Origin of the sequence: Virgibacillus ihumii (assembly GCF_902726655.1) — a bacterium.
Classification (GTDB): domain Bacteria; phylum Bacillota; class Bacilli; order Bacillales; family Amphibacillaceae; genus Lentibacillus; species Lentibacillus ihumii.
The window spans coordinates 764,186-787,707 of the sequence record NZ_CACVAN010000001.1; the positions used below are offsets into that span (position 1 = coordinate 764,186).

The 23,522-nt window shown below is 40.5% G+C and carries 25 protein-coding genes; 1 reads left to right on the top strand and 24 read right to left on the bottom strand.

Annotated elements, in window-relative coordinates:
• Window positions 1–2: 2 nt before the first annotated feature.
• The 12 genes from HUX68_RS03755 to HUX68_RS03810 all read right to left on the bottom strand — a co-directional run bounded on the left by HUX68_RS03755 (window position 3) and on the right by HUX68_RS03810 (window position 11,893).
• Entirely contained in the window at window positions 3–1,187 is a 1,185-nt protein-coding gene (locus HUX68_RS03755; RefSeq protein ID WP_174613577.1) for a pyridoxal phosphate-dependent aminotransferase, read from the bottom strand.
• A 12-nt stretch (window positions 1,188–1,199) separates the two neighbouring features.
• Window positions 1,200–1,709, bottom strand: a complete 510-nt coding sequence (locus tag HUX68_RS03760; protein WP_174613578.1) for a cell wall elongation regulator TseB-like domain-containing protein — start codon at window positions 1,707–1,709, stop codon at window positions 1,200–1,202.
• 270 nt (window positions 1,710–1,979) lie between these two features.
• Window positions 1,980–4,787 carry an ATP-dependent DNA helicase DinG gene (gene dinG, locus HUX68_RS03765; protein ID WP_174613579.1) on the bottom strand — a complete coding sequence of 936 codons (2,808 nt, stop codon included), beginning with the start codon at window positions 4,785–4,787 and terminating at the stop codon, window positions 1,980–1,982.
• Between the two features lie 102 nt (window positions 4,788–4,889).
• Window positions 4,890–5,273, bottom strand: coding sequence for an aspartate 1-decarboxylase (panD, locus tag HUX68_RS03770; RefSeq protein ID WP_174613580.1), 384 nt, complete (start codon window positions 5,271–5,273; stop codon window positions 4,890–4,892).
• A gap of 16 nt (window positions 5,274–5,289) precedes the next feature.
• Window positions 5,290–6,150: a pantoate--beta-alanine ligase gene (panC, locus tag HUX68_RS03775; protein ID WP_174613581.1), complete on the bottom strand. Its 861-nt coding sequence runs from the start codon at window positions 6,148–6,150 to the stop codon at window positions 5,290–5,292.
• A gap of 5 nt (window positions 6,151–6,155) precedes the next feature.
• Window positions 6,156–6,995 (bottom strand): 3-methyl-2-oxobutanoate hydroxymethyltransferase, encoded by an 840-nt coding sequence (gene panB, locus HUX68_RS03780; RefSeq protein WP_174613582.1) that lies wholly within the window; start codon window positions 6,993–6,995, stop codon window positions 6,156–6,158.
• Window positions 6,995–7,990, bottom strand: coding sequence for a biotin--[acetyl-CoA-carboxylase] ligase (locus HUX68_RS03785; protein WP_174613583.1), 996 nt, complete (start codon window positions 7,988–7,990; stop codon window positions 6,995–6,997). The genes panB and HUX68_RS03785 overlap by 1 nt, the downstream gene beginning before the upstream one ends.
• Window positions 7,966–9,165, bottom strand: coding sequence for a CCA tRNA nucleotidyltransferase (locus tag HUX68_RS03790; RefSeq protein WP_174613584.1), 1,200 nt, complete (start codon window positions 9,163–9,165; stop codon window positions 7,966–7,968). The genes HUX68_RS03785 and HUX68_RS03790 overlap by 25 nt, the downstream gene beginning before the upstream one ends.
• A gap of 5 nt (window positions 9,166–9,170) precedes the next feature.
• On the bottom strand, window positions 9,171–10,295 hold the full coding sequence (bshA, locus tag HUX68_RS03795; RefSeq protein WP_174613585.1) for an N-acetyl-alpha-D-glucosaminyl L-malate synthase BshA: 1,125 nt from the start codon (window positions 10,293–10,295) through the stop codon (window positions 9,171–9,173).
• Window positions 10,292–10,714, bottom strand: coding sequence for a methylglyoxal synthase (mgsA, locus tag HUX68_RS03800; RefSeq protein ID WP_174613586.1), 423 nt, complete (start codon window positions 10,712–10,714; stop codon window positions 10,292–10,294). Before mgsA ends, bshA begins: the two co-directional genes overlap by 4 nt.
• A gap of 12 nt (window positions 10,715–10,726) precedes the next feature.
• Window positions 10,727–11,524, bottom strand: a complete 798-nt coding sequence (gene dapB, locus HUX68_RS03805) for a 4-hydroxy-tetrahydrodipicolinate reductase (RefSeq protein WP_174613587.1) — start codon at window positions 11,522–11,524, stop codon at window positions 10,727–10,729.
• 33 nt (window positions 11,525–11,557) lie between these two features.
• Window positions 11,558–11,893 (bottom strand): nucleotide pyrophosphohydrolase, encoded by a 336-nt coding sequence (locus HUX68_RS03810; RefSeq protein ID WP_174613588.1) that lies wholly within the window; start codon window positions 11,891–11,893, stop codon window positions 11,558–11,560.
• A 216-nt stretch (window positions 11,894–12,109) separates the two neighbouring features.
• Between HUX68_RS03810 and HUX68_RS03815 the strand changes: the two genes are divergently transcribed.
• Window positions 12,110–12,982, top strand: coding sequence for a YitT family protein (locus tag HUX68_RS03815; protein WP_174613589.1), 873 nt, complete (start codon window positions 12,110–12,112; stop codon window positions 12,980–12,982).
• 600 nt (window positions 12,983–13,582) lie between these two features.
• Here the strand turns inward: HUX68_RS03815 and HUX68_RS03820 are convergent.
• From HUX68_RS03820 to hisC, 12 genes are all read right to left on the bottom strand, one after another.
• A complete protein-coding gene (locus HUX68_RS03820; RefSeq protein ID WP_174613590.1) occupies window positions 13,583–14,269 on the bottom strand; it encodes a zinc metallopeptidase in 687 nt (228 codons plus the stop codon).
• 60 nt (window positions 14,270–14,329) lie between these two features.
• Window positions 14,330–14,584, bottom strand: coding sequence for a sporulation protein YpjB (locus tag HUX68_RS03825; protein ID WP_174613591.1), 255 nt, complete (start codon window positions 14,582–14,584; stop codon window positions 14,330–14,332).
• A gap of 67 nt (window positions 14,585–14,651) precedes the next feature.
• Window positions 14,652–15,233 carry a lipoprotein heptaprenylglyceryl N-acetyltransferase LhaT gene (lhaT, locus tag HUX68_RS03830; protein WP_174613592.1) on the bottom strand — a complete coding sequence of 194 codons (582 nt, stop codon included), beginning with the start codon at window positions 15,231–15,233 and terminating at the stop codon, window positions 14,652–14,654.
• An 82-nt stretch (window positions 15,234–15,315) separates the two neighbouring features.
• Window positions 15,316–16,098 carry a menaquinol-cytochrome c reductase cytochrome b/c subunit gene (locus tag HUX68_RS03835; protein WP_174613593.1) on the bottom strand — a complete coding sequence of 261 codons (783 nt, stop codon included), beginning with the start codon at window positions 16,096–16,098 and terminating at the stop codon, window positions 15,316–15,318.
• A 19-nt stretch (window positions 16,099–16,117) separates the two neighbouring features.
• Entirely contained in the window at window positions 16,118–16,792 is a 675-nt protein-coding gene (gene qcrB / locus HUX68_RS03840; RefSeq protein WP_174613594.1) for a menaquinol-cytochrome c reductase cytochrome b subunit, read from the bottom strand.
• 6 nt (window positions 16,793–16,798) lie between these two features.
• On the bottom strand, window positions 16,799–17,311 hold the full coding sequence (locus tag HUX68_RS03845) for a QcrA and Rieske domain-containing protein (RefSeq protein ID WP_174613595.1): 513 nt from the start codon (window positions 17,309–17,311) through the stop codon (window positions 16,799–16,801).
• 150 nt (window positions 17,312–17,461) lie between these two features.
• Window positions 17,462–17,926, bottom strand: coding sequence for a DUF2487 family protein (locus HUX68_RS03850; RefSeq protein ID WP_174613596.1), 465 nt, complete (start codon window positions 17,924–17,926; stop codon window positions 17,462–17,464).
• Window positions 17,927–18,023: 97 nt separating this feature from the next.
• On the bottom strand, window positions 18,024–18,593 hold the full coding sequence (locus HUX68_RS03855; protein WP_174613597.1) for a ReoY family proteolytic degradation factor: 570 nt from the start codon (window positions 18,591–18,593) through the stop codon (window positions 18,024–18,026).
• A 32-nt stretch (window positions 18,594–18,625) separates the two neighbouring features.
• The gene (locus HUX68_RS03860; RefSeq protein WP_174613598.1) at window positions 18,626–19,894 is read right to left on the bottom strand and encodes a tetratricopeptide repeat protein; all 1,269 of its coding nucleotides are present in this window, start codon (window positions 19,892–19,894) and stop codon (window positions 18,626–18,628) included.
• Between the two features lie 106 nt (window positions 19,895–20,000).
• Window positions 20,001–21,290 (bottom strand): 3-phosphoshikimate 1-carboxyvinyltransferase, encoded by a 1,290-nt coding sequence (gene aroA, locus HUX68_RS03865; protein ID WP_425509504.1) that lies wholly within the window; start codon window positions 21,288–21,290, stop codon window positions 20,001–20,003.
• Window positions 21,291–21,316: 26 nt separating this feature from the next.
• On the bottom strand, window positions 21,317–22,417 hold the full coding sequence (locus HUX68_RS03870) for a prephenate dehydrogenase (RefSeq protein WP_174613600.1): 1,101 nt from the start codon (window positions 22,415–22,417) through the stop codon (window positions 21,317–21,319).
• The gene (hisC, locus tag HUX68_RS03875; protein WP_174613601.1) at window positions 22,414–23,517 is read right to left on the bottom strand and encodes a histidinol-phosphate transaminase; all 1,104 of its coding nucleotides are present in this window, start codon (window positions 23,515–23,517) and stop codon (window positions 22,414–22,416) included. Before hisC ends, HUX68_RS03870 begins: the two co-directional genes overlap by 4 nt.
• Window positions 23,518–23,522 lie beyond the last annotated feature (5 nt).

Sequence of the window (23,522 nt, forward strand, 5' to 3'; positions counted from 1 at the left end):
GCCTAAGATTGATGATTTACTACAAAACGGTTAATCCGCTCTGCTGCTTCTTTTAATAATTCAATTGAAATGGCATAGGATAACCGTACATTGTCGGGAAACCCGAAACCTGATCCCGGTACAAGTGCAACCTTTTCTTCTTCCAGAAGCGCGGTAACCCAAGCATCAGTTGATTCAAAACCGTTTTGTCGGACTGCTTCTTTCACATTCGGAAACAGGTAAAATGCACCTTTTGGTTTTCTGCACGATACACCAGGAATCTCATTTAACAACTCATGTAATGTATCAAGCCGTTCACGGAATGTCCTGCGCATTTCTTCCCCGGAATCTTCTTCAGAGCTGTATGCTGCAAGCGCTGCATATTGCGAAATAGAAGTGGGATTTGAAGTTGAATGGGAAGCCAGGTTCGTCATTGCTTTAATTATTTTGTTGGGACCAGCTGCATATCCAATACGCCAACCTGTCATTGAATGCGATTTGGAAACCCCGTTAATAACAATTGATTGTTCTTTTAACTGGTCTGAAATTCCGGCAATCGATACGTGTTGATCGTCAGTATAGATCAATTGCTCATATATTTCATCCGATACAATTAATAAATTATGCTTCAGACATATATCGCTAATTTTTTCTAGTTCACCTTTGCTGTACATCATTCCGGTTGGATTACTTGGCGAGTTGATAATCAATGCCTTTGTCTTGTCCGTTATGGATGCCTCCAACTGCTCTGGGGTTATTTTAAAGTTATTTGCTTCATCTGCTTTGATGACAACCGGTTTTCCTTCTGCCAGTTTAATTTGTTCCGGATAGCTCACCCAGTATGGTGCAGGAACAATCACTTCGTCTCCTTTATTCAAAAGGACTTGAAACAAGGTGTATAAAGCATGTTTTGCCCCTGTTGTAACAATTATCTCGTCAGTCGTATAGGATAACCCATTATCTTTCTGCAACTTGTTTACAATCGCTTCTTTAAGCTTTGGAATGCCTCCTGACGGTGTATACTTTGTAAAGCCATTTTGCGCTGCTTCATTTGCAGCATCAATGATAAATTGTGGTGTATTGAAATCAGGTTCTCCTGCTCCCAATCCAATCACATCATGCCCCTCGTTTTTCAGCTGCTTTGCTTTTGCTGTAATAGCCAAAGTTGATGATGGTGTTAACGTTTTAACCCGATTTGCTAATTCCATGTAATCCCCTTCCTATTTAAACATTTGTTTTAGTCGTATTTGTTCGATTTGGTTTCCATCAAATATGGATAAATAATCAATTACATAACGCTTGGATTCATCAATGAAGGTAACTTCCCAAGCTGCTTTTTCATTAATCAATGCAGGTGTAATTTTAACAAGTTCGCAGTTACCGCACTGTGAATTCCAGGATTCCTGTATGGACCTCTCCGGAATAATCTCTGATCTGTCGATGACTTTTAGCGTTCCGTCTTTTTTAGAATACGGGTAAAAAACAATTTTCTTCTGATTATTTCCGGTTTGACCATAGACAATATAAAATGCTTTTTCCCCATGATACTGTTCCATTTTTTGGACAGTGCTTATTTCAGTTTCGCGCTTCACATTTTTGGTTATTTCCGAATAAGCTGCAGTCTTGCTTTGTTGAACATCATAATACAGATATACACCGTAGATAAAACAAGAAAGTAAAATAATGCATATAACTCCAATCGTCCATTTAAGCCAGACCGGAACTGTCATGTTCCTCATTTGTAACGCATTATGATTCTGATATCCATCATGTTACCTCCATTTAAAAATGCTTCTTGTTTTATCATATTTTGCTATTCATAGGGACCGATGCATTGGTTAAACTATAAGTAACGTTGAAATGAACTTCAATAAACAGTATAACAAGCATTGCAGTCAATGTGTTTAATTTTATTTATTTCAACAAATTTTTTCCTTCCCATACCAGCTTATACTGATGCATCGATCGGTGCATCAGTTATTTTTACTTGGTTATTAATACTAAAACCACTTTTCAGCTTTATCCAACAGTTTATCTGTCGAGTCATAAGAAATCGGTACTGAAGGTATTGATTTTGTAAAAAATTTACCATAGCGTGATTTGACAATCCGAGCATCACATACAAACACAATCCCTCGGTCACTGGCAGATCTAATCAGACGACCGAAGCCCTGTTTAAAGCGAATTACCGCATTTGGAAGTGCCAATTCAAAGAAAGCATTTTTGCCTTCATCTTTAAGCCGTTGTGACTTTGCTTCATATATCGGGTGATTCGGCGGCTGAAAAGGAAGCCGGACAATCATCAGACAGGATAAATCATTACCTGGAATATCGACACCTTCCCAGAATGAGCTTGTGCCAAGTAAAATGGACTGGTCGAAGGTCTGAAAATTCTTTTTAAGACGTGAGCGGCTTCCACTTGAAATCCCTTGTGCAATCAGCATGAAATCGCTGGTATTCAATGTATTCTTCAACAGCCAATAGGACTTTCGCAGCATATCATACGATGTAAATAGTACAAGCATCCTTCCCTCTGTAATGCTGGCCAGTGACAGTATTGCTTCACAGGTGGAATAAATAAAGTCATCCTGATTTCCCTGCCTGATGTCCGGAAAATCGTTTGGTATCATCAACTGCACCTGATTCTGATAGGAAAAAGGCGATGCTATTTTAACCGGTACTGTATTTTCCGATGGCAGTCCAAGTCGATTTCGGATAAATGAAAACGAATTTTTCATAGTCAGCGTTGCACTGGTCAGAACCACGCTCTCTTTTTCACTGAAGAAGTCATTTGCAAGTATTTCGGACATATCCGTTGGTTCGCTGTAGAGATAGACGGCGTTTTTGGCACCATGAGCATCAATTTCAATCCATTTCACTTGCATTTCTTGTTCATCCTCGAGTAGGAAAAGTTGCTCCATCCGGTCAATAATGGATTGGAGTGACTCGATGGAATCAATGATGTTACTTTTGTCATGTTTGTCCAGCTGCTCTGTTTTTGAAGCATGGTAATCCACTTGTGAGAGCATGTGAATCAGATCTCTTACGTAAAAAATGAATCTGGATACCATTTCTAACACGACATTCCATTTTGATGATTGCTCTTCAGCATTTTGAAAACGATATTGGATGCGTCCGATATCACTTAGTGATCTGTCTTTTTGCTTCTGCTCAAGGACATATTGAAAAATCATCCGAAACATATCATCAGCTTCATGTTTTGCTTTCACGAATATATCATTCCATGTCTCAAAAGCAAAATATTCCTCTGTGAACCCATACTTTCGAAGTGTTGTATGTAACCAACCGTCCTCATCCGATGTTCCAATATGTGAAAGTATATATTGCACCGAAACATAATCCAACTTCAGACCGTAATGTTTGGAAGCTGTCTCCTCCATGTGATGTGCTTCATCAATTATTGCTTTATTATACGACGGAAGAAATTGGTATTCATTGAACATGTCGGTACTTAGTAATGCATGATTTGTAATCAGAAGATCTGCCTGCTGAGCTTTTTTTCGTGCCTTCTGATAATATGACCGGCTAAACCAGGGAGAATTCGGATCTGCAAAACCTTCCGTATCACTTGAAATTCCCCGATAGAAAAAATACCCGCTCGATGGCAGCTGTATTTCATCAATATCCCCTGTATCGGTCTCTGTTAACCATACAAGTATCATCGCCTTTGTCAGTGCGATATCATAGTTGTCCGACTGCGTGTCAGCAAGCGACCGTTCAAATTTCTCAAGGCTGATATAATGCTGTTTTCCTTTTAGTAATGCTACATAGAATGAAAAAGGCAGCAGTTTTCGTATCAGGGGGATTTCTTCATCCATCAGCTGTGATTGCAGCTGTGTCGTATATGTACTGATTACAATGCGCTTTTTTGTCCTGACTGCTTCATACACAGCAGGAATCAAATATGCAAGGGATTTTCCGGTTCCGGTTTCCGCTTCAATCAATGCATGATTATGTGTCTGAAATGCATCATAAATCGTTTCAGACATCTCTCTCTGACCATCCCGTTTTTCATATCGAGGCATCAGTTGCTGCATACTGCCTTGTTCTTCATAAATATCATCCAAATAATTTCCGAACGTAGTCGGAATATCAAAATGTTCCTTTTTTGGGGTGGCGACTGTTTTAAATGTCAGGCCTCTAAAACTGTCCATTCCTGCTTCCGGTTCAATCGACATCCCGAATGATTGCTGACAATCGCACAGTAATTCATATAAATCGGATTTCAAACGTTTTGTCAGATGCAGCAGATGTGTGACTGTATCATATGGCAGTTTATAAAGCTTTTTCTTCAGCGCCAAAAACAAATTAGCAGTAACGAAAGCATCCGAAAGTGCCCGATGCGGATCACGATGCTCCAGGTTCATAAATTCTGCCAACTGGCCCAGTTTAAATCCGGGGGCTTTTGGACAAAGAATCCTCGATAACTCAACTGTATCCAGCACCGGATTTTGCAATTTCTTTAATCCGGCATTAGCAAATTCTTCGTTAATAAATCCCAAATCAAATGGTACATTATGCGCAATGATATAGCTGTTTTGCAGCAGCGCAGCAATTTCATCCGCTTTATCTTTAAACATCGGTGCATCTGACACATCATCATTGGATATACCTGTTAAATTCATAATAAAAGGTGAAATTTCTTTTCCCGGATTAAGCAAAGTGGAGAATTCATCAGTAATTTTATCATTTTCAATAATGACAAGACCAACTTCTATTATTTTATCGCCTTTTGATGGTGAATGTCCTGTTGTTTCGAGATCAATCACCGCAAATCGCTTATCCATTGAATCCACCTGTCTCTCTGAAAAATTACACATCACACAGCCCGGAAGTCAAAAAACTCTTACCACTCAAGCGGATAAGAGTTGATGTTCACCATTATTGTGTTACATTGTTGTTAATGGTGGCTCCTGTTCAACAAGCCGGACAACTCTGTTTTCTTCATCCATTAGTGCGACTTTCGGTTTATAATTTGCAAGTTCATCGTTCGCTACCAGTGCATAGGATACAATTATTACAATATCCTCTTTTTGGACAAGCCGTGCAGCCGCCCCGTTCAAGCAGATAACTCCGGACCCTCTTTCACCAGGTATGACATAGGTCTCCAATCGGGTTCCATTATTATTGTTCACCACTTGTACTTTTTCGTGCGGCAAAATATCAGTCCGGTCAAGAATATCCTGGTCGATTGTGATACTGCCAACATAATTCAAATTTGCTTCGGTAACATGGGCACGATGAATTTTAGCCTTCATCATGGTGCGGAACATGCCGTTTCCCCCTATTTTATCTTGTTAAGTTTCCTTCACTGTCAAATATCAGGTTGTCAATCAATCGCGCTTGACTGAATTGTACTGCTGCAGCAAGAATAAAATGATTCCCGGTGTCTGTTACCGGCTCTAATTCCGGATAGCTCAGTAATTCCACATAATCGACAGTGCCGGATATTTTATCATCAATCATCTTGTTTACCTCTTTTACAATCATAGCAGGAATAAAATTACCGTCAATAACGAATTGTCTGCCTTGATCCAATGCTTTATGCAGCCATATAGCTTCCTGGCGTTCCTGAACGGTTAAATTAACATTGCGGCTGCTTTTTGCAAGTCCATCCGGTTCCCTGACAATCGGCAGTGTGACCAATTCAATCGGGAAATTTAAATCATTGATAAGTGCTTGTACGATAGATGCCTGCTGGGCATCCTTAATCCCGAAATATGTTTTATCAGGGCGGACGATATTAAACAACTTGATGAGAACAGTGGCAACTCCCTCAAAATGTCCGGGTCTGGATTTTCCGCACATCACGTTTGTTCGCCGGTTCGTGATTATTTCCAAAGTCATTTTGGATGGATACATATCAATTGCTTCAGGGACAAATAAAATATCTACTCCTGCTTCCTCTGCCGCTCTGCTGTCATTTTCCAGATCACGGGGGTACCGGTCAAGATCTTCGTTGGCGCCAAACTGCAATGGATTAACAAATATACTTGTAATGGTTTTGTCGTTTTCATTTACCGATTCTTTCATAAGTGAAAGATGACCTTCATGAAAATAACCCATTGTGGCGACAAATCCTATACTGTTTTCGTTTCCTAATTGCAGCATCAACTGCTGCATTTCCTTTACTGAACGTATAATTTGCATACAATCTACTCTTTCCTATTGGTTTTCGGCAAAAGATTTTTATCCTTTATGTTAAATGTGTGTTCTGCTGCTGGGAATGTTTGTTTTCGGACATCTGAGATATAGGCTTCCAAACTGTCTTTTCCCGTTGAATTAAAATCGGCATAAGGTTTTACAAATTTAGGAAGTCTATCCACCCCATATTTCAATATATCATGGTAGACAAGCACCTGACCGTCACAATCCGGCCCTGCGCCGATGCCGATGGTTGGGATTATGATTTCTTCCGTAACAATGGCTGCAAGCTCTTCTGGAACACATTCCAAAACAAGTGCAATTGCCCCACTGTCTGCAAGATTTTTGGCATCCTGCAACAGCTTTTCACCTGCTTCTCTGTCTTTCCCCTGAACTTTATAACCACCAAGTACATTAACCGATTGCGGTGTCAATCCGAGATGTGCTACCACTGGAATCCCGGCTTCCGTTAGTCTCCGGGTTGTATGAAGAATTTCCTCATTCGCACCTTCCAGTTTAACCGCTTGGGCATCTGTTTCCTGGATAAGCTTTTGGGCATTTTGCATCGTTTGATCCTGTGAGATGTGGAAGGACATAAACGGCATATCCACAACAACAAACGTATCCTGGGCTCCCCGTCGAACAGCTTTTCCATGGTGGATCATGTCGCCAATCGTAACTTTTATGGTGGAATCATAACCGAGTACTACCATTCCTAACGAATCCCCAACCAAAATCATGTCAACTCCCGCAGCTTGAGCCGTCTTCGCTGATGGGAAATCATAGGCAGTCACCATGGCAATTTTGCGATTCTCCATTTTCATTTTCTGCATGTCTGTTCTCGTCAGCATCACGCATCCCCCGTTTCTTTAAACCACTCGATTTCTGCTGAATATATTTTTTCAATCCTGCCAGTGTCATCCTGAATCAGTAATGCGCCATCCTCACCAATCCCGATAAATTTTGCATACCACTCATTCCGCAATGTTTTAATCAATAACCGTTTACCGATTTTATACCCGTAATACTCCCAATTTTGTTTAACTATTTGAAATCCATCAGTTATGTATGTATCATATGCTGTCTCAAATGCTGCCAGAATACGCTGAATAAGGTCTTTCAGGTTCCAATTTTCACCTGTCTCAACAGCTAATGAAGTCGCCCTATCCTTAATGTCATCCGGTATCTCCCCGGTACTTTGATTAACATTAATTCCTATTCCGATTACGACATATTGAATCTGATCTTGTTCTGCCTGCATTTCCGTCAAGATACCCGCTGTTTTCTTATCCGCGATGAGAATATCGTTTGGCCACTTAATCTTTGGGTTTGTCTTGGTATATGATGAAAAAACTTCCGCCAGTACTGTTGCTGTCAGCAGTGTCAGTTGTGGTGCGAGATTAGGCGGGATGTCGGGTTTGAGAATAAGACTCATCCAAATCCCTTTTCCCTTGGAAGAATGCCAGTAACGGTTCATTCTTCCCTTCCCCTTCGTTTGCTCATCGGCAATGATAACCGTTCCATCACCAGCACCTTCTTGAGCTGTCTTATGTGCCAACTGCTGGGTGGTGGAAATGGAATCCCGGTGGATAATTTTCTTACCCAGCCATTCCGTTTGTAACCCCCACTGAAGCGTATTTTCGCTTACCTTATCAGGGAACTTAATAATTCGATAACCTTTACGCGATACACCTTCTATCGTATATCCATCCTTTTCCAGTTCGCGCATATGTTTCCAGATAGCACTGCGGGAAACATTCAATTTTTCAGAAAGAAATTGTCCGGACACATATTTATCGTTGCTCGCTGATAACAGCTCAATTAATTTATTGCGGTTGGATTCCATTTTATCCATTCCTTTAAGTCTTTTTTGTTATTATTCACTTTTCCGGTTACGACTGCAAATTCAACAGCATTCAGGACATCTTTTATCCATGGACCACTGCTCCGGTCGGGAAACAGCTGTTTTACATCATTTCCATCAATAACCAATTCCTGTCTTGAATGAATCGGTAATATACTTTCCCACTTCATTATATCGTTTAATACAGCGTGTTTGTCCATCAGTAAGTTTATCAAAATAACAAATGAGGGATAGCATGCTGCTGGTAAACAATATACAAGCCAGCTGTTCATCCCACTGTGATTAAACTGATGAAGTGCCCGTATTAAATCATTGGCTGCACGCTTTTCTCTGTTGGAACATTTCCATTGGCTGCTCCAGTACTGAATGGTAATTTCCGGCTTTAGATAATGGAATAAAGCTGTAACAGCTCCAAACGATGGAACAGGTGTCAATCTGTCCGGCAGCTTATGTATCAAATGGTGATAATGTCTGAATACCGGAAGATGGTAATCCAATTGTGTTTCTTTTAAATAGTCGATGCCCCTTTGCACGTGTTTGCCTGCGAAGAATTTCTCTACTTCCTGTTTAATTCGTTCAACAGCGATAGTTTCAACTTCCTGCTTTACAAGCTTCATGTTATCTAATGTATCATCACTTATGGAAAATCCAAGCTGACTGGAAAAACGTAGTGCCCGGATAATACGGAGTGGATCCTCCTGAAACCGTTCAAAACCATTTCCTACTGTCCGGATGACTTTTTTTGCTATGTCATTTTTGCCTTGAAATAAATCAATGATTGTCCCGTCTCTGTCCATTGCCAATGCGTTGATGGTGAAATCACGACGCTGCAAATCCTCGTCAATCGACTGAATGAATGTAACTGAATCGGGGTGTCGCTGGTCTGAATATTCCCCATCTGTTCGAAAGGTCGTTACCTCGTATGACTGACGGTTGTGGCGAACAATGACAGTGCCATGCTGCAAGCCGACTGGTATGACATTATCAAATATCTCCTGTACCGATTCAGGGGATGCGGAAGTGGCTATATCAACGTCACCTATATTTCGTCCGAGAATCATATCCCGTACACAGCCACCGACAAAATATGCCTTATGATTATAGGACTCAAGACGTTCCAGTATTTCTTTAGCTTCATCAAAAAAAGTTATCTGCATTGGTCTCACCATTTCAATATTTCGTCATAAAGAGCGTTGTACTGATTAACAATGTCCTGTGAAGAAAAATTATTTCTTGCACGTTCAAGCGCATTTTTAGAGAAACGTTCCAACAGTGCATCATCGCTCAGCAGATCAATAGCATATTCAGCTGCTTTTTGTGTGTTGCCAACTTCCACTAAATAACCGGAATTGCCATGATCGATCACTTCCGGAATGCCGCCTATGGTTGTCCCGATGCATGGTACCTCACAGGACATTGCTTCCAGAAGTACCAGACCAAAGCTTTCTTTTTCAGATAAGAGCAGTTTAAGATCCGAAATGGAAAGCAAATCACTTACGTTTTTCTGTTTGCCCGGAAATAGTACTTTATTCTGAATACCCAGTTGTTTGGTAAGTTGAACAGCGTTTGAATATTCCGGTCCATCACCAACCAGCACAAGCTTAGCTTTTAGATGCTGCTGTATTTTATCGAACGTATAAATTACATCTTGGACACGTTTCACTTTGCGGAAATTCGAAATATGAATAATTACCTTTTCATCTTCTTTAATACCATAATGGTGTTTGATGCTTGGGTGCTCTCTTTTTACGTAATTCTCTTCATTAACAAAATTATAAATAACGTGAATGTTTTTTTCCACACCAAGCATTTCTTTTGTTTGATTCACTAGACTCTGGGAGACTGCTGTTACCGCATCTGAATTTTCGATTCCATGTCTGATAATAGTTTTAAGTGAATGATCATAGCCCAGAACGGTAATATCAGTGCCATGCAGTGTTGTAACAATTTTCACATCATGGTCTGCGATATCCTTGGCTAAAATTGCACAAATCGCATGTGGCATTGCATAATGAACATGAAGGATATCCAGCTTTTCCTGGTCGATTACTTCAGCCATTTTGTTGGCCATCGCAAGGTCAAACGGCGGATATTGAAAAACCGGGTAGTGATTTAATTCCACTTCATGATAAAAAATCGCGGGATTAACATGATTCAGCCGAAATGGCAGGCTTGAGGTGATAAAATGAATTTCATTGCCCTGTTCCGCCAGCAGCATTCCCAATTCTGTTGCGATAACGCCTGATCCACCCACCGTCGGATAACATGTGATACCTATTTTTTTCATTCGCTATAACCTTCTTCTTTCTGTTGTTTCAGTACGTCTCTCCATGAAAAATTCCCATTTGCCAATGCACGTATAACTATCTCAGCTGCAGCAATATTGGTTGCAAGCGGAATTAAATGAACATCACACAGGCGCATCAAAGCACTGACATCAGGTTCATGCGGCTGTGCAGTTAATGGATCCCGTAAAAAAATAACGATGTCCATTTCATTGTTGGCAATTTTTGCACCAATTTGCTGGTCTCCTCCAATTGGTCCCGACTGAAACCGGAATACCTCCAAGCCCGTCTCTTCGGAAATTTTTTTACCCGTGGTGCCTGTAGCAAATAATTGATGATTTTTTAAAATATGCTGATATGCAATGCTGAAATTAATTATGTCCTGCTTCTTTTTATCATGAGCAATTAAGGCGATGTTCATTTCATCTTCCTCCTAGTCAAGAATGTTATCCAATCCATAAACCAGTTCGTTCATGCTCATGACTTTATTGACCGCCAATTTCACACCGGCCATAAAGGATTCACGGTTATAGGAATCATGTTTGATGGTAAGGGTTTGGCCCGCTCCTCCGAAAAGTACTTCCTGATGTGCAACCAATCCCGGAAGACGTACGCTGTGTATACGAATTCCATCATTTTCTGCACCTCGTGCACCATCCAAGGTTTCCTTTTCATCCGGATGACCTTGTTGTTTTGAATCTCTTGTTTCTTTGATTAGATCAGCAGTTTTTACAGCTGTCCCCGATGGTGCGTCCAATTTTTTATCATGGTGCTTTTCAATAATCTCCACGTCAGGCAAATATTTGGCAGCTTCTTTTGCGAAGCGCATCATCAATACAGCACCTACGGCAAAGTTAGGGGCGATGATACAGCCTGTACCATGTGATTCCGACAAATCCCTTAATGCATCAATTTGATCCGGTGTAAATCCGGACGTTCCAACAACCGGACGAACATCATATAACAATGCCAGTTTTGTATTGACAAAGCCTGCTTCAGGAACAGTTAAATCAATCAGAACATCCGCATCCGTTTGTTGTAGACATTCTTCCGGATCTTCGTAAAATGGTACATCCAAGTCCGGAAGACCATCTATTTCATTCATTTTCTTTCCGTTATGTTTCCGGTCGATACACGCTGTAAGAACAAAACTTTCCTCGCTGCTAACCATTTTTACAGCCTCAGAGCCCATTCTACCTCGCGGCCCGGCAATAATTATGTTAATGCTCATAAAAGTCCCTCCACACATTTCGCTAATTGCGTTTTATTTCTTTGTCCATCTGTCTTTATCTCTCGTCTCGATTTTGCTCATTGAGTGCTCAAATGCTTCAGATAAATCAATATTAAGTGAGTTCGCAAAACACGACAGAACAAATATGATATCGCCTAACTCCTCTTCCACAGTCTTTTCCGTCTCAGAGGATTTTTTAGGTTTTTCCCCATAATAATGATTGACCTCACGAGCCAGTTCACCACTTTCCTCCGTTAATCTTGCCATCAGACTGAGTGGTGAAAAGTAACCTTCCTTAAACTGGGATATGTAAGCATCAACCCGTTGCTGGATTTCCTGTGTGCTGTAATTTGTATGTTTTGTTGTCATATACACATCTCCTCAGCTATTCAATCTTCTTTAATGTTAGCTAATCAGCATTACTTTGACAAATGTTTACGTTTAAAACCCGGGAGAAATTTTTATGATTGACCTTATAAAAAGTTTCAACCTGCGATAAATGCCTAATCTTTCAGTTAGTCTTACTTCAATTTGTTTACCGGGTTGATATTGTCTATAATATTTATGAAATGGAGGTAAATCGCTATGGTTTTTGGTTTGAAATTAAAAAACATATTTTTTATTCTGCTTGGTTCCGCAATTTTTTCGTTTGGCATTGTTCATTTTAATATGCAGAACAACTTGGGTGAAGGTGGATTTACTGGTATTACACTATTATTGTATTTTCTCTGGGGATGGGATCCCGCAATTTCCAATCTGCTTCTCAATATTCCGGTTTTCTTTATCGGGTGGAAATTTTTAGGGAGGAATACATTTTATTACACAATCATTGGAACAGCAGCCGTATCCGTTTTTTTATACGTGTTTCAGATCAATCCGATCGAAATAGACCTGCATTCTGATATGACGCTCGCAGCGCTATTTGCCGGTGTTTTTATCGGTGTCGGATTGGGTATCATATTCCGCTATGGGGGAACCACGGGCGGAGTTGATATTATTGCAAGACTAGTCCATAAATATGTCGGTTGGAGTATGGGAAGAACAATGTTTCTGTTCGACTTTGTTGTTATCACTACATCTGTGTTTTCCATTCTGGACCTTGTCAATGGTATGTATACACTGGTGGCAGTCTACGTTGGCGCCCGTGTCATTGATTTTATTCAGGAAGGGGCGTATTCCGCCCGTGGTGCAACCATTATCTCAAGCTGCAGTGATGATATTGCCAGTAAAATCATTCAGGATATGGATCGTGGTGTTACCGTTTTATCCGGTCGCGGCAGCTTTACCGGTGAACAACGCGATGTTCTTTACTGTATCGTTGGCAGAAATGAAATTGTCCGGTTAAAAAATATTATTAATGATGTTGACCCTCATGCATTTGTTGCGGTAAGTTCCGTACACGACGTTGTCGGCGAAGGGTTCACACTGGATGAAAATAAAAACCCGATAAATGATTAGGTTGTTTTATATTTAAAGCTATGTGAACAGTTGAACAAAACTGCGACATAAACTGCTGGAATGAGTTCTATAATTACATCCATCTCTCGCCCTGCCGTCCGGGATCGCTCCGGGCGGATGCTTTCCGCGGGCACGGCCTCAGCCTCCTCGAGAAAACCACTCTGCGGGGTCTTCGGACACGTGCTGTTCCCGCAGGAGTCACCGCCCTCCGCTCACCCGGACTAGTGTAGTGGTATCATTCGTTTTTCTATAACGATTTCGATTCCAGCAAAGAGTGCCTAGACTCCGTAGCGCGACAGCGCAAGGAGGCTCATCAGCCGCCCACGGTAAAGAAGACACTGCGAAAGCTTGCTTGAGCAGGTCGCGCTTATGCTCGAAAGTGAAAGCGACGTGTATTTCCGCAGCGGTGGTAGAACATCATACTATGTCGCAGTTTATGGAAATTTTGTCGGTAACAAACGATGAAAAATATATACTGTCTTTATAATTACTATTGCAAACCACAGCAAAAAGTGTCATGATTTTATTTAGAAAATCATGACACTTTTTATATTTATCAATCGATTGTAATTATACAACAGGGTATTTTTCCTTAATTTTTTATTCGTTGCTTGCTGCATAGATAAGAATAAATCTTACCAGCTCTGCAACTGCTACGAGTGCTGCAGCTACATATGTCAATGCAGCAGCATTCAGCACTTTCTTGGTTTCTCTTTCTTCGTTGTTCCGTATGGTTCCTGTTGAAACAAGCTGTGCCATTGCTCTGTTCGACGCATCAAACTCAACCGGCAATGTAACCAATTGGAACAGTACTGCTGCTGACATGAATATGATGCCAAACAGAAGCATTCCGGACATATTCAGCAGGATTCCGGCAATGATCAGGAAAAATGAAATATTTGATCCTGTTGCCGCAAGCGGTGCCAGCGAAGACCTGAAACGCAGGAAAGCATAATCCTGAGCATCCTGGATAGCGTGTCCGACTTCGTGCGCCGCAATAGCTGAGGATGCCATTGACTGTCCGTGATAATTTCCTCTGGACAATCTTACAACTTTTTTACGTGGATCATAATGATCAGACAATACCCCTTTGGTTTCTTGTACTTCTACATTATAGATCCCATTATCATTTAAAATTTTCCGGGCTACTTCCGCACCGGTCATGTGGGAAGAAGTTGCCTTTTTCGAATATTTTTTATAGGTTCGTTTTACTTTTGATTGTGCCCATATCGGTATTATTAACAGTAACGCAATGTATATTAAATAACCGCCAAGACCACCCAGCATTGTTCATTCCTCCATTAGATATCTTATTAAGGTCAATTTTAGTCAAATTTGTCTGCAAAGTCAACTATTTGAGTCATTGTTCACATTTTTTTTCTTTTCTGCTTTATATTTTCTCCAACTTACGTATGTTAATGTAACCGCTATACACCCACCGACAATAATGGTCATCCAATATAATGGTACCATTGATGAATGGTTTGTCTTGGCAAAAATCAGTGTTTCTGCGATTTCTCCCGCATGAACAGAACCAGGCGCCGCCAACAGCAAAATCCCTATGAGTATGAACAATCGATGGAATTTCCGCTGATGTTTCATAGAGATCACCTCACATAGCTTCTTCTAATCTAATGTATGTGAGGCCCAAACAATATATAACATGCAGTTACATTAACGCTGGATTCTTTTTGTTCACAGTCAGTTTATAAGCAATTGCGATGGAAATTATGCTTAACCAAAATGTAAAATATCCAATCTCATCCATATATGAAGATAAGGAGGAATAAACAGGCATCATTTCAAATACATAATCGATAATGTCATTATGCAGTGTCCAAATGGCGGCTGCCATAATATGACGAAGTTTTATTTTGTAAAAAGGGGCATAAAGAAGTCCTTGCACTGCCATGGCTCCGTGTGAAGCCATCAGCATATAGCCCTGCCAATTCAGAGAACCTTCAACAACGAGGGTGAGCAAATTCATAACTACTGCCCATACACCATATTTAAACAAGGTGATGACTGCTAATGCTTCAATATATGGTGTGCTTTTGCCAAACAGGAAAAACAGAAGAAATATCGTAAAAAACAAGCTGGCAGTCGGACTATCCGGTACAAATATCAAAAAAATATCAGGTGTTGCCGCGAGCTGAAAGCGATACCAATAATATCCATAAAGTGTTCCAAGCAGATTGATAATAAATAGTATAAAAATGAACCCTTTGTCCAACAGTATGTATCTGATCATCTGATAAATCCTTTCTGAATTACTCCCAATCAACAAGAGCACCTTCACCGACTTGATGGCAAAAGTGCTCGTTGATTATCAGTTATTCTGTTGCATCTTTATTAACAGACATGATAAATTGAACTAATTTGTCCAGTTCTTTATCCGAACCTTTAAACATACCTGGTGGCATTGAGCCCGTACCTTCACGTGCAATTTTTGCCACTTCTTCTGCAGAACGGTCAATGCCGACTAGTGGAGGTGCAGCACTTCCACCCTGTAAATCTTCGCCGTGACAGCTCATACAGTTATTCTCATAAATAGCATAACCTGGATCTTCTTTGTTAATCTCTACCTGTTGTGACGGAGGAACCGGCTGATTTACCTGAGCGCGTTTCTCCCAATCGACATGTGATGCCGACTCATATGTTAACCAAATACAAGCTGCAAGACCAAGCAGCATCATACCTACTGCAACAGGACGCTTATGCGGACGTCTTCCTGGTCCGTTATCCAAAAATGGTGCCAGTAACAAACCACCGAATGCCAGACCTGGAATAACAATAATACCCAGTAATACATATGGTCCAGCTGCAAAGTCATATTTTAAAAGTTCATATAAAAATAGAAAGTACCAGTCCGGCAACGGGATATAGCTTGCATTTGTCGGATCAGCCATTCCTTCCAGTGGAGAGGGATGTGCCAGTGTCAAACACATAAAGCCGACTAAGAACACAGAACCCGCCAGCCACTCCTTTAAAAGGAAGTTGGGCCAGAATGCTTCCGTTCTACCGGGATATTCTGAATAATCTTTTGGTATATTAGGTGTTCGTTCGGCAGTTATACGTGAGTCGCCGACGAATTTCATTCCCTTACCCTTATGCACAGTTCTACCTCCTTTTATTTTATAATGGTCCGGAAATACCCTGTCTGCGAATCAACACAAAGTGAACAGCCATTAAACCGAACAAGGCGGCAGGTAAAAAGAAAACATGTATCGCAAAAAATCTGGTCAGTGTCTGTGCACCAACTATTTCCTGGTCACCTGCAAGTAATGTCTTAATTTCTTCTCCAATAAACGGAACCTGTTCCGCAATATTCAATCCTACTTCTGTAGCAAAGTAAGCTTTGTTATCCCATGGCAATAAATAACCTGTAAACCCGAGTCCGAGCATTGTAAAAAATAACAGAACTCCTACCATCCAGTTAAGTTCACGCGGTTTTTTATAAGCACCTTGGAAAAACACCCGCAATGTATGTAGTAGTAACATTACAATAACAACACTGGCTCCCCAGTGATGCATACCTCTTACAATCTGACCATGTGCCACTTCAGTTTGCAGATAATAAACGGATCTCCATGCGTTCTCGATGTCCGGAACATAATACATGGTTAGAAACATACCTGACAAAATCTGAATGACTACAACGAAAAATGTCAATCCTCCAAAACAGTAAACAAAAGCTGAAAAATGATGGGCAGGATTAACATGTTCAGGAACTTCATGATCTGCAATATCGCGCCATAATGGCGTAATATCGATACGATCGTCTATCCAGTCATAAATCTTCTGTAACATAATCGATTACGCCTCCCCTTGTGGATGTGCTTTACCAAGAAACAGCATCCCATTTTCAACTTTGTGTTCATATACATCCAACGGTGCCGTCGGCGGTGTATTCGGAACGTTGTCGCCATTTTTCTCATAGCGTCCGCCATGACATGGGCAATAAAATTGATTTGGAAATTGATCACTGCCTTCCCATGCAACAACACAGCCAAGGTGTTTACATATTGGGGAAAGTGCTACAATGTCGCCATTATCATTTTTATAAACCCAGGCAGATTTACTGACTTTTGATTCATACCAGCCATCAACTTGATTTACTTTCCAGTCAACACGCTGCGGTTTACTCGTAATATCCTCCACAGCAATGCCTGCATTCGCCAATTGTCCGGCACTGGACTTTTGGAAAACTGGATCAATAGCCATTCGAATCGGTGAAATCATTAAGCCAGCTGCCATAAATCCGCCTACACCTGTTAAAGTGTAGTTCAAAAACTGACGACGGGATACTCGCTGCTTATCTTCGCTCATGAATTTCCCCCCTCTATACATTTTTCACGGACAAAATAATTTTAATCAGATTACTAGGACATTACCATGATAGCGCAAACTGTTTGTCCGGTCAATATATAATCAATATAATCATAAAAGATTCGGGAATAAACTTTCCTGTCCGGTAATCTATTCTGCCCAATAGGTTCGGATTAATTCACCAACTTGTTCAACCTGGCTACGAATAATCGATTGCATTTCCTTGGAATCTATATCTCCTGTTGTTATGCCGGGCATCCACAATAAAGTTCCTGGTAAGGCATGTTCAACTTTTTTCCAGGCAGAATCGAAAGTTGTGAAAAACACATGATGAAAAGGCTGATTGCCTATATCATCTGTCCAGCTTTTCAAGCGGGCGATTTCCGACTCTTTATCTGCTGTTTTTAAATAATTGTACGCCGGAATGCGTATCACTCTGCCGGTAAGCTCCATTTCCAGTTCGTTTGTAAATGTTTCAAGAACTTCCCTTTGAAAGGCATCTTTGCCCATGTTTGAATCATCTGATAACTGGAATGGCAGCAATGGTATGATAATTGTATCCACATATTCCTTTGCATTTATGTATTGTTCCAGCTCATTCTTCTTCCATTTCATTAAGATATCCAGCCTTTCTATGATAATGTTCTTACGAGGATAATAATAATCTTAAAATTAATCATATCCTATTTAAACAAAAAAAATCAACCGATTATCAATGAATATCGGGTTGATTTTCAGCAATGCTTTCCAAGTGATTCAGTTGTTTTACAAGTTGCTCAAACGTGTCACGGTCATGTTGATCCAAAGCTTTATCAATCTTATTGAGGAGTCTCGTTTTCGTTGAATCAAATAGCAGTTTATCCAATAAATCCTTCGCCAGATCTTTGTCTTTTTGTGTGATGAAATACTCGTTTGGAATAAATGGATTCTCCACTAACACAGCAGCGTAAAAGATGTTTTGGTTTGCTTTATCAAAATTCAGTTGTATATACAGTGGATCGTGCTGGTTAAGTCGAATATCGTGAAAGGACTTTTCTGCATCTGTCGTTACAAGCTGGTTTTTATAAAAACGGAATGGCACCTCATCGGAGCAGTGGCTTGTCATGATAATTCCCCGTGGACAAAACTTTGCTTCCCGTACAAAGTGTACATTTGACAGAACTTCATTATGGTTAACCAAATAATTTAAAATCCAGACACTTTCCCGCTTTTTCAATTGATAATGATTTAAAAACCATTGAATAAAGCTTTTTTTATCTTGTAAGGAAACAGGAGTTTGCAATGATAGTTAACCTCCTTCAGCATCTTTTTTTGTTAATCAGTTTCTCCCATCTGTTTTATTCTGCTGATGTACTCCTCCATTTCGATATCCTCCGGCTGCTGAGACAAATATTTTTCAAAAACCGATAACGCTTTTTTTTGCCTCCCTTCTTCCATCAGGAAATAGCCATATTCTTTTAAAAAGTCACTGTCTTCGTTTAGGCTATTATATGCTTCATCATAGTGATTTAATGCATTCTCATATGATTCATTTTCATTATACGCCCGGGCAAGCTCCCATTCATAAAGCGGATCAGTGGCACCGGTGCTTTTGATTTCAGTGATCAGATCGATAGTTTGCGAATAATTTTCATCTGTTTTGAACAGTTCAATCAAAAATAATACTGCTTCCTTATAATCGGGATCAAGTGCAACCGCCTCACGCATCCACTTTTCACTTTCATCATTTGCATTCAGCTGATGTGCAAGGGATCCAGCAAGAAAATATAGTTCTTTGTTGAATTCATCAACCTTCAGCCCTTTTTTAGCAGTCTCGTATGCCTCATTTATCATATCCTCCGACTCGTATGTTTTGGCAAGCTGATAATATGCTGTGTGGTAGTACATGTCGATTTCAATAAGGTGTTCCCATGCTTTGATGGCAATATCTTTTCGTCCGGCATGCAGTGCGGTGAAACCGTATTTAAATAATGTATTCGAGTCCTCACTGTCAATATCCTGATAAATGCTTAAAGCCATTTCGTATTCGCCGGATGCGGCATATGCTTCAGCAAGTCTGTCATTAATGGATACGTTGGCAATTTCCTTTGTAACTGGCAAAACTTTTTCATAATACATGATCGCATTTGTATAGGAACCGGTTGAAAACATCAGTTCAGCAAGCGCAAAATCGATAATCGGTTCGTTGGGCTCCTTTTGTTTTGCTGCCAACAGTTTTTGTTCAGCAACTTCAAACAACCCTTGTGCCTGGTACAAATCAGCGAGTTGAATCAGCGTTGCAATATATTCCGGATCATCCTCTTCAATTTCATTAAGGAGATTCATTGCTTCTTCATCCCTGTCCAATTCTATATACGTATCGGCAAGCATTACTTTCAATTCTCCCTCTTGCGGAAATTGCTGGAGAAGTTCCTCTAAAACAGTACTTGCTTCTTTCAAAAATCCCCATTGTATATATAATTCGGCAATTGTATACTTTTCTTCAACATCCGCCTGAGGTAAAAAGTTTTCCAAAAGAGCAATGGCTTTTTCTGACTGCTTGCTCTCCATCAGACGTACTGCATCCATGATTGATTCGTCCATTAATTACTTCCTTTCTCTAATCGGACAATATTTTCCGGTGATTTTAATCATACAAAACTTTGCTGCTGACTTCAATCAGAAAAGAACCTGCTTTTATGCAGATTCTTTAAGGTGTCTTCAATGTATCCAGGTGTTTGAAAAAGCCAGGATATGATATTGCCGCGGAAGAAATGTCATCAATTACTATATTATCATTGGCAATCAGCGAAGCAACAGCAAGCATCATCACAATTCTGTGATCATCGTATGATGCCACTTCTCCTCCAGTAAGTGACGCTTTTCCATGTATGATCATGCCATCTTCAGTTGTCTCGACATGTGCACCGAGTTTAATCAAGTTGGACGCAATCGCTTCAATCCGATCCGTTTCCTTCAGTCTGAGTTCTTTTGCATCACGGATTTCTGTATCCCCTTCTGCCTGTGTTGCAACCAGAGCAATGACAGGAATTTCATCGATCAGTCTCGGAATCATGTCACCCTCGATAATCGTACCTTTCAAATTTTCATATCTTATGGTTATGTCCCCGATCAATTCGCCACTTATAACCTTCTCGTTCGAAATGTTCAAACTGGCCCCCATTTCGAGCAAAACATCAATAATTCCTGTACGGGTCTTATTCAGACCAACATTATGAATAGTAATGTTACTTCCAGGAACGATTGCTGCGGCCGCTATAAAAAATGCCGCTGATGAAATATCGCCAGGTACGTAAACGTTAGTAGCGGATAGTGACTGATTTGTTATCCGAATTACATTGTTTTTTATCACTATATCGGCTCCAAACGCTGCCAGCATATTTTCAGAATGGTTTCGCGTAGCTGTATGTTCGATGACTTCAGTAACATCTTCAGCAAATAACCCTGCCAACAAAACCGCTGATTTCACTTGTGCACTTTTTACTGGAAGGATATACGATATTCCTTTAAGACCACCTCCATTAACAGCCAGTGGCAGAAAGCTCCCTTCAGCACGTCCATTAATGGAAGCGCCCATCTGCCGCAAGGGTTGTACAACCCGATCCATTGGTCTGACCGTCAATGATGGATCACCATATAAAGTTGTGAATAAAGGCAGTCCCGCAAATACACCCAGCATTAACCGGGCCGTTGTTCCGGAGTTGCCAAAATAAATCGGCTGCTTTGCTTCGACTAATGATTCTTTTCCATCACTATGTATGGTGACAGTGGTGCCTTCCTGTTCAATCCCGACACCCAGACTTCGGAATGCGTCAATTGTTCTTCGACAATCCTCTCCATCCAAAAAATTTGTAACCTTGGTAGTCCCTTTGGCCAGTGACCCAAGGATAACAGCACGGTGCGAGATCGATTTATCTCCCGGAACCTCTAATTCTCCGGTTAATGGCTTTTGATATGGTTCCAATTTCATTGCAGTCAATATTTTCACTTCCTTCATTATTCCAATTATTCTGCAAGCATGAGTTCATAACCGTTTTTTGCTAATACACTCCTGCTTTCCTGTTGCTGTTCTTTCGATGGAACGCTTAACCGCAATACTCCCGTTATTCCTTCGCGTATTTCCAGTATTTGCAGATTTTTTATGCTGATCTCTGCTGATGCCAGTATGTGAGCAACAGAAGATATTGCACCCGGCTGGTCACGGATATCGATGTACAAATCATAAAATGCCGGGATAGCACCTTTTTCCGAAATACCAAGTCCGTCACGATATTCTTTTGCCTGTTTCAAGTAAGCGGTCATCTCAATCCGGTTGTTATGGTCAATTAGATCTTTTAACTCGTTCATTTCCGCGATCCAGTCTCCCAATAACTGTGACATCTTACTACGGTTATGGTAAAAAATATCCTGCCATAAATTCGGGTTGCTTGAAGCAATTCTTGTAATATCACGAAAGCCGCCTGCAGCAAGTTTGGGAATGTATGCATGAGTATCCTGCCATTTTCTTGCCTGATGAACCAGTGATGATGCAATTAAATGAGGAAAATGGGAGATGACTCCTGTCATTTCATCATGGTCCTCGGCCGGCAAAACAATAAAATTACTTTTTGCGATACGGAGGACTTCCTCCAACTCATCGACATAATGTGAACGGCAACTTTCTGCCGGACTTAATACATAAATAGCGTTTTCGAACAGGTGTGCTTTAGCTGCTGTTACCCCCCGTTTATGGGAGCCCGCCATCGGATGGCCCCCAATAAAGTTAATATTTTTATTCGTGATCATCTTTGCCTTGTTCATTACAGGTGATTTAACCGAAGAAACATCCGACACAATAACTTCATGATCAAACGGTACCTTATCTAATTTTCCAAGGATTGCGATTGTTTCACTGATAGGTGTGCCTAAAATAATGATATCAGCCTCCTGTGCAGATATGGTAATATCCTCACAGGAGGCATGAATAATATTGTTTTTCTGCGCAAACTCCATACTCCGCATGTCTGAATCATATCCGATAATATAATTGCTGCTGTCATTTTTAAGACTTTTGGCAAGTGAACCGCCAATCAGACCCAAGCCAATGATAAATATTGTTCTTTTCAAGATTGAATCTCCTCTATTACTTTGTTGTTCAGTTGTAAAATAATAGTTTGTAGTTGTTTCATATCGGATTCGTTGCCAATTGTGATTCGGATTTCATTCGGACAGCCAAGACCCTCGAGCGGACGAACAATAAAGCCATGTTGCAGCAAGTATTCAAACACTTCATTACCGCTTATCGGTGTGGAAATAAACAGAAAATTGGTTTCTGAGTCATAATAATGCCAATCAATCGACTCCAAAAATTGTTGAAAATCCTGTTTGATCCTTTTATTTCTCGATACACTATCAGCAATAAAAGCATCGTCTTTCATAGCAATTAAAGCAGCTTTCTGCGCAATGGATGATGTATTGAATGGTCCTCTGACAACATCCAGTTTTGCTATCAGATTAGAATCAGCGATTCCATATCCGATACGCAACCCTGCCAGACCATAGGCTTTTGAAAAAGTTCTCAGCACAAGCAGGTTTTTATAATTCGGCAGATTTTCAAGTGTATCCAAGTCTTTCTTTTCATCAAGATATTCATAATACGCTTCATCCAGTACGACAAGCACATCATCCGGACACTTATCCAAAAAGGTATAAAAATCCTTATGAGGAATGGCACACCCGGTTGGATTATTCGGTGAACACAGCCATACGACATTCGTCTTCTTATCAATAGCATCAAGCATTCCCTGCAGATCATGATAGCCATTTATAACTGGTATTTCTTTAACATCTGCACCCTCGATACGTGCGTTGTGCTTATACTGCGGAAATGTCGGTACCGCCATGACAGTATTTACTCCAGGGTACAGGAATGCACGACAGACGGACTGGACAATTTCATCAGACCCGTTGCCAAAAACAAGCTGACTCTCATCAATATTCAGTCTTTCAGCCAGGGCTCCTCTTAATTCTGCAGTATACCCATCAGGATAAACCTCAAAAGACGGTGTTAATGTATTCAGGTTGTCAAGTTTTTTTGTGTAACCGAATGGATTTTCATTCGATGCCAATTTAACAATTCGATCCAGACCAAACATTTTCTTGACCTCTTGAATTTGCTTTCCCGGTTTATATGGTGTTAACTCATTTATAATTTGCTTTGTATCCATTCCAG

Coding starts and splice junctions, on each gene's coding strand:
- HUX68_RS03755 (WP_174613577.1), bottom strand. CDS start 1,187: ATGGAATTAGCAAATCGGGTTAAAACGTTAACACCATCATCAACTTTG.
- HUX68_RS03760 (WP_174613578.1), bottom strand. CDS start 1,709: ATGACAGTTCCGGTCTGGCTTAAATGGACGATTGGAGTTATATGCATT.
- dinG (WP_174613579.1), bottom strand. CDS start 4,787: ATGGATAAGCGATTTGCGGTGATTGATCTCGAAACAACAGGACATTCA.
- panD (WP_174613580.1), bottom strand. CDS start 5,273: ATGTTCCGCACCATGATGAAGGCTAAAATTCATCGTGCCCATGTTACC.
- panC (WP_174613581.1), bottom strand. CDS start 6,150: ATGCAAATTATACGTTCAGTAAAGGAAATGCAGCAGTTGATGCTGCAA.
- panB (WP_174613582.1), bottom strand. CDS start 6,995: ATGCTGACGAGAACAGACATGCAGAAAATGAAAATGGAGAATCGCAAA.
- HUX68_RS03785 (WP_174613583.1), bottom strand. CDS start 7,990: ATGGAATCCAACCGCAATAAATTAATTGAGCTGTTATCAGCGAGCAAC.
- HUX68_RS03790 (WP_174613584.1), bottom strand. CDS start 9,165: ATGCAGATAACTTTTTTTGATGAAGCTAAAGAAATACTGGAACGTCTT.
- bshA (WP_174613585.1), bottom strand. CDS start 10,295: ATGAAAAAAATAGGTATCACATGTTATCCGACGGTGGGTGGATCAGGC.
- mgsA (WP_174613586.1), bottom strand. CDS start 10,714: ATGAACATCGCCTTAATTGCTCATGATAAAAAGAAGCAGGACATAATT.
- dapB (WP_174613587.1), bottom strand. CDS start 11,524: ATGAGCATTAACATAATTATTGCCGGGCCGCGAGGTAGAATGGGCTCT.
- HUX68_RS03810 (WP_174613588.1), bottom strand. CDS start 11,893: ATGACAACAAAACATACAAATTACAGCACACAGGAAATCCAGCAACGG.
- HUX68_RS03815 (WP_174613589.1), top strand. CDS start 12,110: ATGGTTTTTGGTTTGAAATTAAAAAACATATTTTTTATTCTGCTTGGT.
- HUX68_RS03820 (WP_174613590.1), bottom strand. CDS start 14,269: ATGCTGGGTGGTCTTGGCGGTTATTTAATATACATTGCGTTACTGTTA.
- HUX68_RS03825 (WP_174613591.1), bottom strand. CDS start 14,584: ATGAAACATCAGCGGAAATTCCATCGATTGTTCATACTCATAGGGATT.
- lhaT (WP_174613592.1), bottom strand. CDS start 15,233: ATGATCAGATACATACTGTTGGACAAAGGGTTCATTTTTATACTATTT.
- qcrB (WP_174613594.1), bottom strand. CDS start 16,792: ATGTTACAGAAGATTTATGACTGGATAGACGATCGTATCGATATTACG.
- HUX68_RS03845 (WP_174613595.1), bottom strand. CDS start 17,311: ATGAGCGAAGATAAGCAGCGAGTATCCCGTCGTCAGTTTTTGAACTAC.
- HUX68_RS03850 (WP_174613596.1), bottom strand. CDS start 17,926: ATGAAATGGAAGAAGAATGAGCTGGAACAATACATAAATGCAAAGGAA.
- HUX68_RS03860 (WP_174613598.1), bottom strand. CDS start 19,894: ATGGACGAATCAATCATGGATGCAGTACGTCTGATGGAGAGCAAGCAG.
- hisC (WP_174613601.1), bottom strand. CDS start 23,517: ATGGATACAAAGCAAATTATAAATGAGTTAACACCATATAAACCGGGA.